Here is a 19,280-nt window from a genome sequence, read left to right on the forward strand (position 1 = left end):
AGGAATCTAGACCTCCTTTATAGAGGCTGTAAGATCTTGAAGCACCTTTTTTGCATCTCCGAAAAGCATAGAGGTTTTAGGCTGAAAGAAAAGCTCGTTCTCGATTCCTGCATATCCCGGTTTCATGCTTCGCTTGTTAACGATTACGGCTTTAGCATTTTCTACCTCCAGAATGGGCATTCCGTAAATCGGGCTGGCCGGATTTGTTTTGGCGGCTGGATTTACCACATCGTTGGCGCCCAGTATCAGCACAGCATCGGCGGTAGCTAATTCATTATTGGCATCTTCCATTTCCAGGAGTTTTTCATAAGGCACATCTGCTTCTGCCAACAATACATTCATATGGCCAGGCATTCTTCCGGCAACTGGGTGAATGGCATATTTTACGGTTACTCCCCTGTCTTCCAACAACTTTTCCAATTCGTGTACCGCGTGTTGCGCCTGTGCTACTGCTAATCCATAACCCGGAACAATGATCACTTTATTGGCATAAGCCAGTACCACGGCGGTATCGGCCAGACTGATTTCCTTGTAATGTCCTTGTTCTCCGGTTGACCCGCCGGCGGTGGAAGAGCCTCCGAAAGAGCCAATCAATACATTTTTCAGGGAGCGGTTCATGGCTTTACACATCAGAATCGTAAGAATGGTACCGGCAGAACCTACCAGAATACCACCTGTGAGCATTACAGGGTTATTGTAAAGGAATCCGCCGCAAGCCGCCGCAACTCCCGTAAAGGAATTTAAAAGGGAAATCACCACTGGCATGTCGGCTCCGCCGATTGGCAGTACAAATAATACTCCGTATATAATAGAAAGCAGGCAAACAGAATAAAAAAGGATGGTTGGGGAAATTCCGGTAAATAGTAGAACAGATAAGATTACAATCAATCCTAGAACAAACAGATTAACGATATGCTGTCCGTTAAATGCGAAATCTTTTATTTTACCTGCAAGCTTGCCGTATGCAATGATACTACCGGCACAGGACACAGCTCCGATAATAAGGCTTAGAAGCATAATTACTACCATGCCATCCATTGCAGAATGATGCGAAAATTCGACTATTGAAATAAGGGCAGCACAGGCGCCTCCCATGCCGTTAAACAAGCTAACCATTTCGGGCATAGCTGTCATTTTCACTTTTTTAGCCGCCAGTACCCCTATTACAGTACCGATAACCAGGGCTGTGAAGATCCATCCATAGTTGTGAAGTGGCTGATCGTCGACCCTATAAAGAAAGATAGTTCCCAGGATTGCCGCCAACATTCCGCCGGCTGCAACTAAATTCCCGTTTCGTGCAGTGCCAGGGCGACTTAACATTTTCAGTCCTAATATAAACGTAACGGAGCCTATCAAATAAATGATTGATAAAACGCTGGAACCTATCATATGTAATACTTTATACTATTTCTTTTTGCCTTTGAACATTTCCAGCATACGGTCGGTAACTACAAAACCACCTACTACATTCACCGTTCCTAACATGACCGCCAGAAAGCCGATAAACAGCGCTAAATAATTTTCAGGATCGGCTTTGCCCATAACGATAATTGCCCCGATGATCACAACTCCGTGAATTGCGTTGGCGCCGCTCATCAGGGGAGTATGTAAGACAGAAGGCACACGTGAAATAACTTCTACACCGAGGAATACCGAAAGAATTACTATATATATTAATTCGATATGCTGATTAATAAATGCAAGGATGTATTCCATATCTTGAACATTTTACAAAGCTGAATTAAGCAGGTTGCAGCATACTTTTAATACGTTCATTTACTATTTGTCCGTCGTGGGTAATGCAGGCTCCTTTTACAATATCGTCTTCAAAATTCAGATGAAGGTTTCCTTCTTTATTTAAGATCAGTTTAAGAAAATTGAAGACGTTTTTAGCATATAACTTACTGGCATCTGCAGGCATGGAGGCTGGCAGATTTGAATCCCCGATAATTGTTACACCCTTGAAGGATACGGTTTCATTATTTCGGGTCAGGGAGGTGTTACCACCGGTTCCTGCAGCCAGATCGATGATGACTGATCCTGCCCTCATTTTTTCAATCATTTCAGTAGGAACCAGTATAGGAGCTGGTTTCCCTGGAATTTGGGCAGTAGTGATAACAATATCTGCTTTTATGATGCTTTCGGCTATGCGTTGTTGCTGTAATTGTTTGTAGTTTTCGCTTTGTTCTACGGCGTACCCACCTGCCTGGGAAGCATCGGCTGCTCCGGCAACTTCAACGAATTTTGCTCCGAGGCTCATTACCTCTTCCTTTACTGCAGGTCTGGTATCGAATACTTCTACTACTGCTCCTAACCTTCTGGCGGTGGCAATAGCCTGTAATCCGGCTACTCCGGCTCCTAATATCAGAATCTTGGCGGGAGCAATACTTCCGGCTGCCGTCATCAACATAGGGAAATAACGAGAATAGGTATACGCTGCCAGTAGTACCGCCTTATAGCCGGCAATACTGGCCTGGGAGCTAAGCACATCCATACTTTGCGCTCTGGTAGTACGTGGCACAGCATCCAGGCTGAATGTAGTCAGCTTGCTTGTAGCCCATTGTTCTACCTCGTTGATATGATATAATGGCTGGAAAACTCCTATGAGTATTTTACCTTTCAGTGCGGATAACTGGTCTGTTGCAGGGGGTTGTAAGGTAAAAATAATATCTGCACGGGAAAGAATTTCTGACTGGGAAGTAATTACTGCCCCAGCTTCTACATAGGCGTCATCGTTATAAAAGGCTTTTGCACCGGCATCCTGCTCCACCAACACGGTAACCGACATCTGCTGCAGTTGCTTTACTACTTCAGGAGTTAACGACACCCTGGTTTCGCCATTTTTTTCTTTCAAAATTCCTGCGATCATCTGGTGGATATTTAATCTGGAATTTAAAGAAAAAATGAAAGCAACGCGTCAATTTCAATTGCTATTTTTTTCTTAACTGCGCCGCAAATGTTTTTCCGTATTGCAATAAAGCAGGAATAGCAACACCTTGCAGGTAATTTCCACTAATAAAGATTCCCGGATATTTTTTCTCAAACTGATCAACTGCCGTCCTAACTTCTCCGAATCCTACATTTAATTGCGGAATTGCCTTATCCCAGCGGCGGAAATATTTCAGTGTAGGCGCCGCTGTTATTTTCAATAATTGTGAAACCTCTTCAATAATCTTATTCTGAAGGGCTTCTGCACCCATCTGGTCCAGCAATTGCTCCTGTCTTGCTCCTCCCGTAAAAATTGTAAACAAAACTTTTCCTTCGGGTGCCTTTTCAGGGAAGATGGCACTGTTGCAGATAGCTCCCAGAAAATGCAGGTTTTCTGCATTTGGAACCAGGAATCCAAATCCTTCCACTGGTTGTGGTATTGCGCTGGCTTCAAAACCCACATGCAGCACACCCATTTTAGGATAATGTATGGCGCTTAACTGCTTTGACAATTGTGCATCCAACGACTTAACAACATTAGCTGTTATATATGCTGGTGTTGTAAAAACAACCTGACTTGCTTTAATGGTAGTCGGATTTCCCTGCTCCAGTACCTGCACGTCATAACCTTCAGCACCTTTGCTGATAGCAGTTACCTCGGAATTCAACCGCACGGGAGTCGATAACCGGGATGCCATTCTATCTGTCAGGATTTGATTACCTCCTTTAAAGCTGATAATCTTACGGCCACCCATTGCCCCTTTATTTTTCATCAGGCCTTTAGTCACACTACCATAGGTTTCCTCCCATTTTGGCAAAGCTGGTAATACTTCTTTTATGCTCAATTTATCAGGATTGCCGGCATAAATCCCCGACAATACCGGATCAAATACATAATCTGCAATTTCTTTATTAAACCGGCGGCTTACAAATGTCGTAACTGTTTCTTCAGAGATTCCCGGCAGTGGCTTTCTGAACCGCTCTGTGAAAAGTCGCCATTTACTTTGTCGACTTAAATATGGAGAAGAAATAATTTTAAACGGATGAGGAGAAACAGCGTGCAATTGTCCATTTCTCACTAAAAATCTATTCTTACTTGCAGCTGAAGCCTGTAAAAGATATTCCGACAAACCCAATTCATCAAAGAATTGCAAGACTTCCGGTGAAGCTGCAATAGTATTGGCTCCTGCATCCATTTCAAATCCCTGATCATGGTAGGAGGTCATTACTCCTCCTGCCCGGGAAGATGCTTCCAGCAATAAATAGGGAATATTTTGCTGCTGTAGGTGATAAGCAATACTGAGTCCGGATATTCCGGCTCCTATAATCAAAATGGGTTGTTCGGACATGACGAAAAAAATTTGGCTATTGTTCTGCTATAATTTGCTGGCAATATTTCACTATGGCTTTTACCCAAAGCGGATGAATATTAAGGCAAGGGATCATGGTAAACGATTCACCACCATTGGAGATGAAAGTATGTTTTCCTTCAACAGCTATTTCTTCCAGTGTTTCCAGGCAATCGGAGACAAAAGCAGGACAAACTACCAGCAACTTTTTCTTTCCTTCGGAGGGTAAAGTCTCCAAAACGCCTGCTGTATAAGGTTTTATCCATTCTTCCCTGCCTAAGCGCGACTGAAATGAGATTCCCCATTTTTCGCGAGGCAATTTCAGTTGCTGAGCTACCAATTCTGCTGTAATTGTTACCTGATGGCGATAACAGAATTTGTGCGCTGGTGAAGCCACATGACAGCAGTCGTTAACTTTCAGACAATGAGCTCCGGTTGTATCTCCTTTGAAAATATGCCGCTCAGGTACGCCATGATAGCTAAACAGCACATAGTCATAGTCTTGCTGGAGATAAGGGCGCATACTTTCTGCTAAAGCGTTGATATACTCCGGTTCGTCGTAGAAAGGAGGAATGATAGAAAGTTTGAATTTATATTTTTTCTTTTTGTAGACTTCTTCGGCATATATAGCTGCCGTTTCGTAAGACGACATTGCATAATGCGGATATAATGGCAGAAGAACAACTTCTTTCAGGTTGGGATTTTCCTTGAGCAAATTGTTGTAAGCCTCTTCCGGGCTTGGATTTCCATAGCGCATAGCCACTTGCACAGGTATTTCCATATCATTTTGTACTGCCATTTGTAATTGTTTGGTCAGTACAATGAGTGGCGATCCTTCTTTCCACCAAATGGAGGAGTAAGCCTCTGCTGATTTAGCTGCACGGCGTGGAACAATTATGCCTTCGATAAGTATCTTACGAAAAAGCCAGGGATAATCAATTACCCGTTTATCCATCAGAAACTCTATCAGATAACGCTTTACATCAGGTACCGCTGTTGAATCGGGCGATCCTAAGTTCATTAAAACTATTCCTACGTCAGATTTAGCTGCCATTTTTTATAAATTGCAGCAAAAGTAAAGAATAAAAATTTAGGAGTAAACACCCAACAGTAGTGAATAAATGTCATCTTATTGTAAAGACAAAAACTGATAAAAATCATTTTTTTCTCTTATCAATTACCAGTTGCAGAAATGACACACTAATGACAGCCTAATACCGTTTGTTTGTAGCGTATAAAAGTACTTTTGCAACCGGAAGCTTATATAAGAACATGCAGGTCAGTCACTCAAAAGAAATAGCAAATTTTCATATTGTTGGAATCAACTATAAGAAAACCGACGCTGCTATCAGAGGGTTATTTGCGATCAATCCTACGCAATATCAACAACTTCTGGAAAGAGCAAAAACAGAAAGTCTGGATGATCTATTCGTTCTTTCTACTTGCAACAGAACAGAAGTTTATGGATTCGCACCAACCCCGGATCAGCTGATCGAATTGCTATCTAAAGAAACAATCGGCGAAAAAAGCCAACTAGAAGAAATAGCTTATATCAAATCCGGAGAGGAGGCTATTAAACATCTATACCAGGTGGGAACAGGCCTTGATTCTCAAATTCTCGGTGATTATGAAATCATCGGGCAGATTCGTAGTGCCAGCAAATTTGCAAAAACCCAGAATAGTTTAGGTGGTTTCCTGGAAAGGCTTGTAAATAGCGTATCTCAGGTTTCCAAACTAATCAAAACTGAAACTGGCCTTAGTAAAGGCACTGTTTCTGTTGCATTTGCCACCGTGCGAATGATTGAAAAAGTTTGTCCGGATATCAGGAATAAAAAAATAGTATTGGTTGGTGTAGGAAAAATAGGCCGCAATACTATCAAAAATATGATTGAATATCTTGGCGTCAAACAAATTACGCTGATCAATCGTACACTCCAGGTAGCCGCTGATTTTGCAGAGGAAAATGGCTTAAAATATGCTCCTTATGAGCAATTGAGCGAAGAACTGGCAACTGCTGATGTGATAATGGTAGCATCAAATGCTCCACACCCTACGGTATTGCCTTCTCATTTTACGACAGAAGCACCCAAAATGATCATCGACCTGTCTATTCCTTTCAATGTTGATCCTGCGGTTCGCGAATTACCAAATATTACCATGGTAAATGTTGATGAACTATCTAAAGTACAGGATGAAACCTTGCAAAACAGATTAGGCGAAGTTCCAAAAGCATTAGCCATTATTGAGGAACATATGGAAGAATTCCTCTACTGGTATAAAATGCGCAAACACGCTGTAGTACTGAAAGCCGTGAAAGATAAACTGCAGGAAATTCATACCCGCGAAATTCAGCAGCAAAGAATCGGCGAACATTATAAATTAGAAGATATTGAACTGGTATCTTCCCGCATCATTCAAAAAATGATCAACCTCATGGCTGGTAAAGTGAGAAAAGAAGCCGATAAGAGCGACCAATACATAGCCATGATCAACGATATTTTCGAGACAGGAGTTAATCAGGAATAATAAAAATGGATAAAGTTATCAGGATAGGTACTAGAGAAAGTCAACTTGCCCTGTGGCAGGCACATCAGGTCAATAACCTGCTGGTTGCTCAAGGCTATCGTACTGAATTAGTGCCCATCAAAAGCGAAGGTGATATAGATCTTGTTACCCCTCTTTATGAAATTGGAGTACAAGGTATTTTTACTAAAAGCCTGGATCTTGCATTATTAAATAACCGTATTGATATTGCCGTACACTCTTTTAAGGATGTACCCACCCAATTACCACTGCAGCTAAAACAGGCAGCAGTACTGGAAAGGGGCCCGGTAAAAGATTTACTGGTTTATAAAACCAATACCGATTTCCTGGAACAACCTGATTACATTGCTGCAATTGCAACAAGTAGTGTTCGCAGAAAAGCTCAATGGTTGCGCAAATATCCATCTCACCAGATCTTTAATCTGAGAGGAAATGTAAATACCCGTCTTCAGAAGTTAGCGGATGAAAACTGGGATGGTGCCATATTTGCAGCTGCCGGACTGGAAAGGATTCATGTGCGCCCGGCCACTTCCATAGAATTAGACTGGATGCTGCCCGCTCCTGCACAGGGTGCAGTTGTAGCTGTTTGCAGAGAAGATGATACTTTCTGCCTCGAAGCATGTGCGGCTTTTAACCATGCCCCAACTGCTCTGGCAACATATATAGAACGCGATTTTCTACGCACTTTAATGGGAGGTTGTACTACTCCTATCAGTGCCTATGCATATATAGAAAATAATATCGTTCATTTCGAAGGTGAACTTTGTAGCCTCGACGGAACAAAATTCTTTCAAGCTTCCCGCCAGGCTTCTGCAGACCAGGCAACGGATTTGGGCAGAGATGCCGCCCAGGAAATACTGGCAAAAGGTGGTGCGGAAGTCGTAGCACAAATTAGAAATGTCAAATCATAAATACCGCATATTATGTACCAGGCCACTTGCTGATCAACTCATTAAAGTTGCTGATGCAAAAGGTTTGATGATCGATGTAAAGCATTTTATTCAGATAAAACCGCTCATCAATCAACGTTTACTGGGTGCAGAAAATATGGCTACGGTATTTGCTCCGGGGGCCATACAGGTATTCACCAGCGCACATGCGGTAACTACACTGGAACACTGCTATCTCAATCAGGAAGATACTCACTATGTAATAGAGAATGCTCAAATTTGCTGCATTTCAGGAAATACCAGAAACCAGGCAGAAAGAGTATTCAAAAATGCAACAATTCTGGCCGATGCAGCTTACGGAAAAGATCTCGCTAAAGCTATTATTGCATTACCAGATATAAAAGCAGTAAATTTCTTTTGTGGAAATCAACGCAGAAACGAACTCCCGGATACTCTCACGCAGGCAGGTATCACTATCAATGAATTTGTGATTTACGAAAATATACCTACACCTGAAGTTTCCGATATTACTTATGATGGAATCTTATTCTTTAGCCCTAGTGCCGTAAAAAGCTTCTTTTCTGCTAACAGAATCCCATCTTCTACTGTTTGCTTCGCTATTGGTACAACAACCGCTGAAGCATTGCAAACATTTACTGATAACAAAATCATTTCCAGCACCGATACCAGTGAAGAAAGTATGGTGCACACAGCTATATTTTATTTTAACAACATTAACTGTTACGAATGAGCGCATTGAAGAACGACTTACTGCTTAAAGCCCTGAAAGGTGAAACTGTAGAACGCACTCCCGTGTGGATGATGCGTCAGGCTGGCCGTTATTTGCCCGATTATATTAAACTGCGTGACAAATACTCTTTCTTTGAGCGCTGCGAAAATCCGGAATTAGCAACCGAAATAACAGTAATGCCTGTTGATCAGGTTGGTGTGGATGCTGCTATTATCTTCTCTGATATTCTGGTAGTTCCTCAGGCTATGGGATTGGAAGTTCAACTCGTGGAAAAAGTAGGACCTCTTCTTCCTAATCCTATTAAAACAGCTGCTGATCTGCAACGTGTTTGCGTACCTGATGTTCAGGAACGTTTGCACTATGTATTTGATGCACTGAAATTAACCAAACAAACTTTAGCTGGCCGCGTACCACTTATTGGTTTCGCTGGTGCGCCATGGACTATCCTCTGCTATATGGTGCAAGGTAAAGGCTCTAAAACTTTTGATGAAGCAAAAGCCTTTTGCTACCAACAACCAGCAGTAGCACATCAGCTTCTGCAAATGATCACCGATACAACCATCGCTTATCTGAAAGCACAGGTTGCAGCAGGTGCCGATACCGTCCAAATCTTCGACTCCTGGGGCGGATTACTGAGTCCACAAGACTTCGAAGTCTTCTCCCTCCACTACATCAGACAGATCGTTGCAGTAATGAAAGACATTTGCCCTACCATCATATTTGCCAAAGGTGCCTGGTTTGCACTGGAGGATATGGCCGCAACCGGGGCTCATGGCCTGGGGATCGACTGGTGCATTAAACCGGATCTTGCCCGCCAGTTTGCCGGCGAAAATATTGCATTGCAAGGAAATTTCGATCCGGCTAAGTTGCTGGCTCCTATTCCTGAAATTGAGAAATCAGTAAAAGAAATGCTGAAAGGCTTTGGCCGTCAGCGTTATATTGCTAACCTGGGTCATGGTATTTTACCTAATGTACCGGTAGCTCATGCCAAAGCATTTGTAGAAACTGTAAAAGCACACGGTTAAGCATCATGATTATTAAAGATTCGTTCATATCATTTATTCACGGATTACAGGATGAAATCTGTGCAGCTTTTGAAAAGATTGATGGTAAAGCAACCTTTCGTGAAGACCTGTGGCAGCGCCCAGGCGGCGGTGGGGGTAAAACCCGTACCATCGGCGATGGGAATGTTTTTGAAAAAGGTGGCGTGAGTACTTCCGTAGTACACGGACTACTTCCTGAAGCAATGGCACAACAATTTGGAGTGACCAACAGCCAGTTTATGGCTTGTGGCATTTCATTGGTGATGCACCCGGTAAATCCTTTCGTGCCTACCGTACATGCCAACTTCCGTTATTTCGAACTGTATAACGAAGATGGTTCACTGAAAGATAGCTGGTTTGGTGGCGGAGCTGATCTGACCCCCTACTATCTCGAAGAGGCTGACGGACAACATTTTCATCAGATGTTTAAAGATGCCTGCGATCCTTTTGGTGCAGACCTTTATCCAAAATATAAACAACAATGCGATGAATATTTTGTAAACAGACATCGCAACAACGAAGCAAGAGGTATTGGTGGTATTTTTTATGACTACCTGCGCCCAAATGCTGATAAAGCTCCTGAAACACTGTTTGCATTCTCAAAAGCCAATGGAGATGCATTCCTCAAAGCATATCTTCCTATCGTAGAAAAAACCATGAACCTCCAATATAACGATCAACATCGCGACTGGCAGGCATACAGACGAGGCAGATACGTGGAGTTTAATCTGATTCACGACAGAGGAACTTTATTTGGGTTGAAAACCAATGGCCGTACAGAATCTATCTTAATGAGTTTACCTCCGGTAGCACGATGGGAATATGATTTCCACCCTGAACAAGGAAGCCCCGAAGCTAAGATGGTGGAGTTTTTAGTACCTCGTAACTGGATTAAATAAGCTGACAAATTCAATATAAAAGCAAAAATTTTTATACAGATGATCAGAAGAAACAGAATATTAAGAGTATCTCCCGCCATTCGTGCAATGGTTGCGGAAACAATATTAACGCCAAGTGATTTTATTGCACCGTTATTTGTAACCGAAGGAGAAAATGTGAAGGAAGAGATCAGCTCAATGCCAGGATATTTCAGATATTCATTAGATCTTACTATTAAAGAAGCAAAAGAGCTCTGGGGCCTGGGCATTAAAAGTGTATTGCTTTTTGTTAAAGCACCAGACAGTGTAAAGGATAATAAAGGCACTGAAGCCTATAACCCTGATGGCTTGATGCAAAGAGCTATCCGCGGTATCAAAAATGCCATTCCTGAAATGGTGGTAATGACCGATGTAGCTTTAGATCCTTACTCTTCATATGGCCATGATGGTATTGTGGAAGGTACTGAAATCGTTAATGACCCTACAGTTGAAGTACTGGCTAAAATGAGCTTAAGCCATGCACAAGCCGGTGCCGATTTTGTTGCACCTAGCGATATGATGGATGGCCGTATTCTGGCAATCAGAAATATATTGGAAGAAAATGGTTTCGATAAAACAGGCATTATGGCCTACAGCGCTAAATATGCTTCCTGCTTTTACGGACCATTCAGAGATGCATTGGATTCGGCTCCGGGATTTGGTGATAAGAAAACCTATCAGATGGATTATGCCAACTCACGTGAAGCTATCAAGGAAACATTGATGGATGTTGAAGAAGGAGCAGATATTGTAATGGTTAAACCAGCAATGGCTTACTTAGATATCATGCGTATTCTGAAAGACCGTGTAACCGTACCAGTTAGCGCATATCATGTAAGCGGAGAATATGCTATGATTAAAGCTGCAGCAGAAAGAGGATGGCTGGATGAAAATAAGGCAATTATCGAAAGCCTTACCAGCATCAAGCGTGCAGGTGCCGACCTGATCGCTACTTACTTTGCAAAAGATGCAGTAAAATTGCTAAATAAATAAAAGTTATCATTCTCAAAACAAACCAGGATGTACAGCAAAAGTGAAATGTTATTCGGGAAAGCTAAACAGGTAATTCCCGGCGGCGTAAACTCTCCCGTACGCGCGTTCAAAAGTGTTGGCGGTGTGCCCGTTTTCATGGAAAGGGCCAAAGGCGCTTATATGTACGATGTAGACGGAAACAAGTATATCGATTATATCAACTCCTGGGGACCAATGATTCTTGGTCATGCATACGAACCTGTTGTGAAAGCAATTCAGGAATATGCTACTTACTCTACTTCTTTCGGCGCTCCTACTGAACTGGAAATAAAAATTGCTGAGCTCATTGTTGGCATGGTGCCCAACATTGATATGATTCGTATGGTGAATTCCGGTACTGAAGCCTGCATGACAGCAATCAGACTAGCCAGAGGATACTCAGGACGCAATAAATTCATCAAATTTGAAGGTTGCTACCACGGACATGCTGATGCATTCCTGGTTAGTGCCGGTAGTGGTGTTGCCACGCTGGGAATTCAATCTGTTCCTGGTGTAACTGCCTCTGTTGCAGAAGATACTTTAACTGCTCCGTATAATAACTTACCAGCTGTGGAACAACTGATAGCCGAACATCCTGATGAAATCGCAGCTATCATCGTTGAACCTATTGCCGGTAACATGGGTTGTATTCTGCCTCAGCCAGGATTTCTGGAAGGACTCAGACAACTCTGTGATGCTAATAATATCCTGCTCATTTTTGATGAAGTGATGACCGGATTCAGATTAGCACGCGGAGGCGCTCAGGAATTATTAGGCATCAGAGCCGACCTGGTTACATTTGGTAAAATCATTGGCGCTGGAATGCCAGTAGGTGCAGTTGCAGGACCAAAAGCCATTATGGAACATCTTGCACCAGCAGGTAAAGTATATCAGGCTGGTACCTTAAGCGGTAATCCTATTGCAATGATTTCAGGCTACACATTACTGCAGACGCTCAATGATAATCCTGTTATTTATCAACAACTTCAGGAAAAATCTGAATACCTGGTAAACGGACTCAAAGAAGCGTTTGGTGCCGCAGGCGTTGTACACAGCATCAACCACATTGGTTCTATGCTGAGCGCACATTTTGCAGAATATCCTATCGTAGATTTTACATCTGCGTCAGGTGCTAACAACGAGTTATTTAAGCGCTTCTTCCATGCAATGCTGGAACGTGGTGTATATTTACCACCATCGGCCTTCGAAAGCTGGTTTATGAGCAATGCGCTTACTACCGAAGACCTCGATGCTACAATTGCTGCTGCTAAAGCTGCAATGCAGGCTATTAAATAGTTAACATTTCAATCCTTGTGCAGAGTGGAAAGGGCTAACCAGATTTATTTCCGGTTAGCCCTTTATTATTTTACTTAGCTCGCGTTGCTCGCTTGTTTCTCGCAAAGGAGCATAAGAAGCAAGAGGCATAAGGATCGAAGCGGATATTTTTTAGAATAGTTGTTTTGTTGAGTTATTGAATTGATGTTTGGTGGATTATAAATTGATAACCCCATTTTTTACTTCTTGGGTGTTACCATTTTCTTTTCTGAATTACCGTTCACAACAAAGCAATTTTGTACTTAACAAAAAATATTAATTTTGTTGACTGATGAATTTGAAGGTTTCAAATATTAGACGTCGAATAATGGTAACAATGCTATTGTTCCTCCAGTTAATGGCAGGGATGATACCTACTTTTGCCGCTCATCGTCAGTTAACCCTTCATCATAACCAGTTAAGAGTTCAGGCAACGGAAGACAGGCTGCAAAACCTGCTTAACAGCATTCCAATTCATCTCGAAGCAGACGATGATGGAATAGACACCTGGCACCTTACCAAAAACAGGCGCAAAACCCGTTATTACATCTCTGCTAATGCTCCACAGGTAAGTACACCTACCAGAATTGTATATCTGGATACTAACCTTTCGGCCAATAGCATCTATCATCCTGTTGATAAAACAGGAGAATATCAAAAACAAAAATCATTTCTCCCCGCATATTATTCCTTTCTCTTCAGGTTTAAACCCTTTTGATTCTGTTTAATATTTATTAATCCTATTTCTTTTAAAACAAAACTGATATTCTCTTCAAAAAAGGGAGTATTAAAGTATTTGTATTCACTATTTCCGTGAGTGCACGGATCAATAATGCAATAAATATGAATCAATATACCGGGATCATTGTATCGCTGGCTGCTCTATTCATGGCTGGTTGTGCCGCCAAAGGAGAAAATACAAACGAAGAAGATCTTAAAGTACTGCCAGTTACCACTTTAGTAACTACCGACACCTCCCTGGATCGTAGTTATGTTGCCGATATTCAGGCTATTCAGAATGTTGAAATACGTGCCAGAGTTAATGGCTTTTTAGATAAGATTTATGTAGATGAAGGACAGATTGTAACAAAAGGACAATTACTATTTGGTATCAGTGATGCCGAATATAAAGCGGAATTAACCAGAGCCAAGGCAGTACTTACAAGTTTGATTGCCGAAAGCAGATCAACAGCCCTGGAAGCTGAAAGAGTAAAACTGTTGGTTGATAAAAAAGTAATTGTCGCATCCGAACTGGAAGTTGTAAATGCCAAATTAGCCGCTGCTGAAGCAAAAATTGAAGAGGCCCGCTCTGCCGTTGCAAATGCAGAAATGCATCTTTCATTCACCAGTGTACGCGCCCCTTTCGATGGAATTATAGATAGAATTCCGCTGAAGAAAGGTAGTCTTATTTCTGAAGGATCTTTATTGACAAGCGTTTCAGACACACGTGAGATCTATGCATATTTTAATGTTTCTGAAACAGAATACCTTCAATACAATAAATCAGTTTCAAAATCACCTCAAAACCAGCAGGTAGCATTGGTATTGGCCGATGGCAGCGACTATGTACATTCAGGCCATATCGAAACAGTGGAGGCCGAGTTTGAAGAAAACACCGGTTCCATCGCTTTCAGAGCTAAATTTCCTAACCCATCGGGCTTACTGAAACATAATGCCAGCGGGAAAGTAAAACTAACCACAGACGTTGACAGCGCTGTTATCATTCCACAAAAAGCTGTATTTGAAATGCAGGACAAAAACTATGTTTTTGTAGTGGATGCCTCCAACAAAGTGAAGATGAAAAACTTTGTACCACAGGCCAGATTTGCACATTTCTATATCGTGCAATCAGGACTTCAGCCTGGAGAACGCATCGTTTGTGAAGGGGTCCGTAATATTCGTGACGGCCTGCAAATAACGCCACGAAAGGTACCTATGGATAGTTTACTTAGCTTATAAACCGAGGAAAAATGTTTGAAATATTTATAAAAAGGCCAGTGCTATCACTGGTCATATCCCTCATTATTACATTGGTAGGGTTACTGGCACTCGTGTCTTTACCCGTCACCCAATTTCCCGACATTGTACCTCCGTCTGTTACCGTAACAGCAAAATATACCGGAGCCAATGCCGAAGTATCTGCAAAAGCAGTATCCACTCCCCTCGAAAGAGCTATTAACGGAGTACCGGGAATGACCTATATGTCGTCCGTTTCCAGTAACGATGGTATCACCGTTATTCAAGTATTCTTTCAGGTAGGAACAGATCCCGACCAGGCAGCCGTAAACGTGCAAAACCGCGTTGCTACCATCATAGATGAATTGCCAGAAGAAGTTATTAAGGTGGGGGTTACAACAGAAAAGGAAGTTAACAGTATGCTGTTGTACCTGAATATCATGAGCGAAGACACTACGCTGAATGAACAATTCATTTACAACTTTGCAGACATCAATGTACTTCAGGAACTAAAACGTATAGATGGCGTTGGTCGTGCCGAAATCATGGGTGCAAAAGAATATGCTATGCGCGTTTGGTTAAAACCCGACCGTATGCTTGCCTATAACGTTTCTGCCGATGATGTAATTAACGCCATACGCAAACAAAACATTGAAGCAGCTCCGGGAAAAACAGGTGAGAGCTCCGACAAAGATCCCAGAATGCTGCAATATGTTCTCAGATATACCGGTAAATTCTTTGAACCCGAACAATATGAAAAAATTATTTTAAAAGCCTCCCAGGATGGAGCCGTACTACACTTAAAAGATGTTGCCACCGTTGAATTTGGCTCCCTAACCTATAGCATGGTATCAAAAACAGATGGTAAGCCTTCTGCCTCCATCATGCTAAAACAAAGGCCCGGATCAAATGCCCGTGAGGTGATCAGCAATGTAAAATCCAAGATGGAAGAAATGAAAAAAACTTCCTTCCCTCCAGGAATGACCTATAACTTCAATTATGATGTAAGTCGCTTCCTCGACGCATCTATTCATGAAGTGGTACGCACCCTGTTTGAAGCATTCCTTCTGGTATTTATTGTTGTATTTATTTTCCTGCAGGATTTCAGATCTACCCTCATTCCTGCTTTAGCCGTACCAGTAGCATTGATTGGAACATTAGCCTTTATGCAGATGATGGGCTTCTCCATTAACCTGCTAACCCTGTTTGCGCTGGTACTGGCAATTGGTATTGTGGTAGATAATGCTATCGTAGTGGTGGAGGCCGTCCATGTAAAAATGAGTGAAGAACACCTCTCTCCTATGGATGCAACACTTGCAGCCATGAAGGAGATTAGTGGCGCACTCGTAGCAATTACACTGGTTATGTCGGCCGTGTTTATTCCGGTGGCTTTCCTTTCGGGGCCTGTAGGAGTATTCTACAGGCAATTCTCTCTAACACTTGCTATTTCAATTGTAATATCTGGTATTAATGCAGTAACGTTAACGCCTGCACTTTGTGCTATTATGTTGAAGAATACACATGGTACAGAGAAGAAAGGATTATTGCAACGCTTCTTCAAAGGATTTAATAAAGGATATTCCAAAACTGAAAATAAATATGCACAATTCATTCGTGCTATCGCCGGAAGACGTGTAATTACACTTGCCTGCCTGGTATTTTTCTTTATGGCAACCTGGGGAGTGAATGCGATTCTTCCTTCAGGATTTATTCCAACAGAGGATCAGGGAATGATTTATGTAAACGTTACCACACCACCAGGTGCAACTGTTGAACGTACAGAAGCCATTTTAGATGAAGTTGAAAAAATCGCGTCGGCTCTGAAAGAAGTAGAATCTGTTTCCACACTCGCCGGCTATAGTCTTGTGAATGAAGTAGCTGGTGCATCATACGGTATGGGAATGATTAACCTGCAACCATGGGAAGATCGTAAGGCTACTGTTGCAGAAATGATCCGGATTCTTCAGAAAAAAACAGCTGATATTGCAGATGCCAGCATCGAATTTTTCCCACCACCTACCGTACCCGGATTCGGTAACTCCAGCGGTTTTGAACTACGGGTACTGGATAAAAGCGGAAGTGGGGATATTGAACAAACAGCTAAGATTACAGAGCAGTTTATTGAATCACTAAAAAAACGACCTGAAATCAGCAGTGCATTTACTTCATTCGATGCTTCCTTCCCGCAATATCTGATCCATGTAGATCAGGCTATGGCTGCCAAGAAGGGAGTGAGCATTGAAAATGCAATGAATAACCTGCAAACCCTGATGGGTAGCTTTTATGCCTCCAACTTTATTCGCTTTGGTCAGATGTATAAAGTAATGGTACAAGCCGACCCACACTACAGAGCTAAGCCGGAAGACTTACTTAAACTGCACGTGAAAAACGACAGAAATGAGATGGTTTCATATGCCGATTTTGTGAAGCTCGAACGCGTTTATGGTCCTGAACAGCTTACCCGATACAATATGTATACCGCCGCCATGATTAATGGTGATGCGAAAGCAGGATATAGTAGCAGTCAGGCTATTGCGGCAGTACAGGAAGTAGCGGAAAAAGAATTACCAAGAGGATTTAGTTATGAGTGGAGCGGTATGACACGTGAACAGATTTTATCAGGAAATCAGGCGGTCTGGATCTTCCTCATTGTATTGGTATTCGTGTATCTGTTACTGGCCGCGCAATACGAAAGCTTCCTGTTACCATTACCGGTATTACTTTCACTGCCAGCAGGTATTTTTGGCGCTTTCCTTTCTTTGAAACTATTAGGATTGGAGAATAACATTTATGCACAGGTAGCATTGGTTATGTTGATTGGGTTACTTGGTAAAAATGCGATTCTGATAGTTGAATTTGCGATTCTGAAAAACAAGCACGGAGCAAGTGTAATGGAAGCAGCTATCGAAGGTGCAGTATCCAGGCTACGCCCGATTCTTATGACTTCCTTTGCGTTTATTGCAGGTCTTATTCCACTATGTATTGCATCCGGTGCCGGTGCTATGGGTAACCGTTCTATTGGTACCGCAGCCGCCGGAGGAATGCTTATTGGAACATTATTCGGGGTGCTGGTGATACCAGGACTTTATGTACTATTTGCTTCCATGATTCGTAAAAAGCCTGTTACACTCAAAACATACACTAATGAATAAACATCTTAATAAATATATACTTATAGGCTGTATCTCCCTCATTGCAGGGGGATGCAGCATTCCCAAACATACAGTTATGCCCGAGCGTGTAGCTGTTCCTGTTAGTGCAGATACCATTTCACTGAATCATATTGCTGCAATTTTTCAGGATGAAAAACTTCGGGCACTTATTGATACAGCATTAAAAAATAACTATGACCTGTTGGCAGCATCACAACGTGTGAGTATTGCACAAGCCAATTTAATGCAGGCAAAAAATGCCTGGCTCCCTACATTGAATGTTGCACTAACAGCCGGAGTAGATAAATATGCCGATTATACGCTAAACGGAGTTGGGAATTTCGACACAAACCTTTCTCCAAATATTAGTAAAGATCAACGTATTCCGGGCCCTACACCAGAATATTTTGCCGGCTTAAGAAGCAGCTGGGAAATAGATCTGTGGGGAAAACTGAAAGGAAAGCGGCAAGCCGCCTACTCGAGATTTCTTTCCAGTATGGAAGGTCGGCGATTACTAACTACTCAAATTGTTGCAGGCGTAGCAGGATTGTATTATGAATTGATAGCTTTAGATAATGAAGCCACAATCATCGAACGAAATATCCAATTGCAGGAAGCTGCACTTGCCACCGTTAGAATTCAGAAAGAAGCCGGAAGAGCTACCGAACTGGCGGTGCAACAATTCAATGCACAATTGTTAAGTACAAAAGCCCTGGCGTATGGAGTGAAGCAGGAAGTGGCTTTACTGGAAAATCAACTGAATGTAATACTTGGTCGTTTTCCACAACCTGTTAGCAGAACTTCCTTTAAAGATTTAGGGGCAATTCCTGAGCTAACCAGTAAAGGAATTCCCGTTCAGTTGTTACTAAATCGGCCAGATATTCACCAGGCAGAACTGGAATTATCAGCTACTAAGGCCGATGTAAAAGCAGCGAGGGCTTCATTCTTTCCGGCATTGTCTATTACACCGTATGCCGGATTCAATGCCTTCAAAGCAGGATTATTATTTCAATCACCCGCTTCTATAGCCTGGGGAGTAGCTGGTAATCTCGTAGCTCCGGTTTTTAATCAGAAACAATTGAAAGCTCAGTATAATATTACTAACGCCAATGCATATACTGCATTCTATAATTATCAGCAATCTATAATTAATGGTTACCAGGAAGTGGCCACAGCGGTGAATAAACTGGAGAATCAGCAACAAACCTATCTGCTGAAATCAGAGGAAGTAAGAATATTACAGGAAGCTATTTCAACTGCTAATATTTTGTTCACAACCGGTTATGCCAATTACCTGGAAATAATTACAGCACAGAAAAGTGCTTTGGAAGCAGAACTGGCTTTAGTGACAACAAAGAGGGGTACCTATCAGGGATTGGTTTCACTTTACAGGGCGTTGGGAGGGAGTTAACTCGCTTTGCTCGT

General features: G+C 42.2%; 16 protein-coding genes. 11 read left to right on the forward strand and 5 right to left on the reverse strand.

All coding sequences use genetic code 11. The annotated features are described in order from the left end of the window. Positions 1-6: 6 nt before the first annotated feature. The 5 genes from DVR12_RS21825 to hemH form a co-directional block, all read right to left on the reverse strand. Positions 7-1,389: an NAD(P)(+) transhydrogenase (Re/Si-specific) subunit beta gene (locus tag DVR12_RS21825; protein ID WP_199417172.1), complete on the reverse strand. Its 1,383-nt coding sequence runs from the start codon at positions 1,387-1,389 to the stop codon at positions 7-9. Between the two features lie 15 nt (positions 1,390-1,404). After that, positions 1,405-1,716 carry an NAD(P) transhydrogenase subunit alpha gene (locus tag DVR12_RS21830; protein ID WP_116977927.1) on the reverse strand — a complete coding sequence of 104 codons (312 nt, stop codon included), beginning with the start codon at positions 1,714-1,716 and terminating at the stop codon, positions 1,405-1,407. Between the two features lie 25 nt (positions 1,717-1,741). Next, complete coding sequence (locus DVR12_RS21835) at positions 1,742-2,869, reverse strand: Re/Si-specific NAD(P)(+) transhydrogenase subunit alpha (protein WP_116977928.1); 1,128 nt, start codon at positions 2,867-2,869, stop codon at positions 1,742-1,744. 61 nt (positions 2,870-2,930) lie between these two features. Then, entirely contained in the window at positions 2,931-4,277 is a 1,347-nt protein-coding gene (gene hemG / locus DVR12_RS21840) for a protoporphyrinogen oxidase (protein WP_116977929.1), read from the reverse strand. Between the two features lie 16 nt (positions 4,278-4,293). Continuing rightward, positions 4,294-5,331, reverse strand: a complete 1,038-nt coding sequence (hemH, locus tag DVR12_RS21845; protein ID WP_116977930.1) for a ferrochelatase — start codon at positions 5,329-5,331, stop codon at positions 4,294-4,296. Between the two features lie 218 nt (positions 5,332-5,549). Here hemH and hemA point away from each other — a divergent pair, with 218 nt between their 5' ends. The 11 genes from hemA (at position 5,550) to DVR12_RS21900 (ending at position 19,266) form a co-directional block, all read left to right on the forward strand. Beyond that, positions 5,550-6,803, forward strand: a complete 1,254-nt coding sequence (hemA, locus tag DVR12_RS21850; protein ID WP_116977931.1) for a glutamyl-tRNA reductase — start codon at positions 5,550-5,552, stop codon at positions 6,801-6,803. 5 nt (positions 6,804-6,808) lie between these two features. Continuing rightward, positions 6,809-7,732, forward strand: coding sequence for a hydroxymethylbilane synthase (hemC, locus tag DVR12_RS21855; RefSeq protein ID WP_116977932.1), 924 nt, complete (start codon positions 6,809-6,811; stop codon positions 7,730-7,732). Beyond that, on the forward strand, positions 7,719-8,462 hold the full coding sequence (locus tag DVR12_RS21860; protein ID WP_116977933.1) for a uroporphyrinogen-III synthase: 744 nt from the start codon (positions 7,719-7,721) through the stop codon (positions 8,460-8,462). Before hemC ends, DVR12_RS21860 begins: the two co-directional genes overlap by 14 nt. Then, complete coding sequence (gene hemE, locus DVR12_RS21865; RefSeq protein ID WP_116977934.1) at positions 8,459-9,487, forward strand: uroporphyrinogen decarboxylase; 1,029 nt, start codon at positions 8,459-8,461, stop codon at positions 9,485-9,487. Before DVR12_RS21860 ends, hemE begins: the two co-directional genes overlap by 4 nt. A gap of 5 nt (positions 9,488-9,492) precedes the next feature. Then, positions 9,493-10,404, forward strand: coding sequence for an oxygen-dependent coproporphyrinogen oxidase (gene hemF / locus DVR12_RS21870; RefSeq protein ID WP_116977935.1), 912 nt, complete (start codon positions 9,493-9,495; stop codon positions 10,402-10,404). Positions 10,405-10,443: 39 nt separating this feature from the next. Further along, positions 10,444-11,415: a porphobilinogen synthase gene (gene hemB / locus DVR12_RS21875; RefSeq protein WP_262511928.1), complete on the forward strand. Its 972-nt coding sequence runs from the start codon at positions 10,444-10,446 to the stop codon at positions 11,413-11,415. Positions 11,416-11,442: 27 nt separating this feature from the next. Further along, on the forward strand, positions 11,443-12,729 hold the full coding sequence (gene hemL / locus DVR12_RS21880) for a glutamate-1-semialdehyde 2,1-aminomutase (protein ID WP_116977937.1): 1,287 nt from the start codon (positions 11,443-11,445) through the stop codon (positions 12,727-12,729). 355 nt (positions 12,730-13,084) lie between these two features. Then, positions 13,085-13,465, forward strand: a complete 381-nt coding sequence (locus tag DVR12_RS21885) for a hypothetical protein (RefSeq protein ID WP_147323512.1) — start codon at positions 13,085-13,087, stop codon at positions 13,463-13,465. Between the two features lie 125 nt (positions 13,466-13,590). Further along, positions 13,591-14,706 (forward strand): efflux RND transporter periplasmic adaptor subunit, encoded by a 1,116-nt coding sequence (locus DVR12_RS21890; protein WP_116977939.1) that lies wholly within the window; start codon positions 13,591-13,593, stop codon positions 14,704-14,706. 11 nt (positions 14,707-14,717) lie between these two features. Continuing rightward, positions 14,718-17,855: an efflux RND transporter permease subunit gene (locus DVR12_RS21895; RefSeq protein ID WP_116977940.1), complete on the forward strand. Its 3,138-nt coding sequence runs from the start codon at positions 14,718-14,720 to the stop codon at positions 17,853-17,855. After that, positions 17,848-19,266: a TolC family protein gene (locus DVR12_RS21900; protein WP_116977941.1), complete on the forward strand. Its 1,419-nt coding sequence runs from the start codon at positions 17,848-17,850 to the stop codon at positions 19,264-19,266. Before DVR12_RS21895 ends, DVR12_RS21900 begins: the two co-directional genes overlap by 8 nt. The last annotated feature ends 14 nt before the right edge of the window (positions 19,267-19,280 follow it).

The organism is Chitinophaga silvatica (assembly GCF_003419895.1).
Classification (GTDB): Bacteria; Bacteroidota; Bacteroidia; order Chitinophagales; family Chitinophagaceae; genus Chitinophaga; species Chitinophaga silvatica.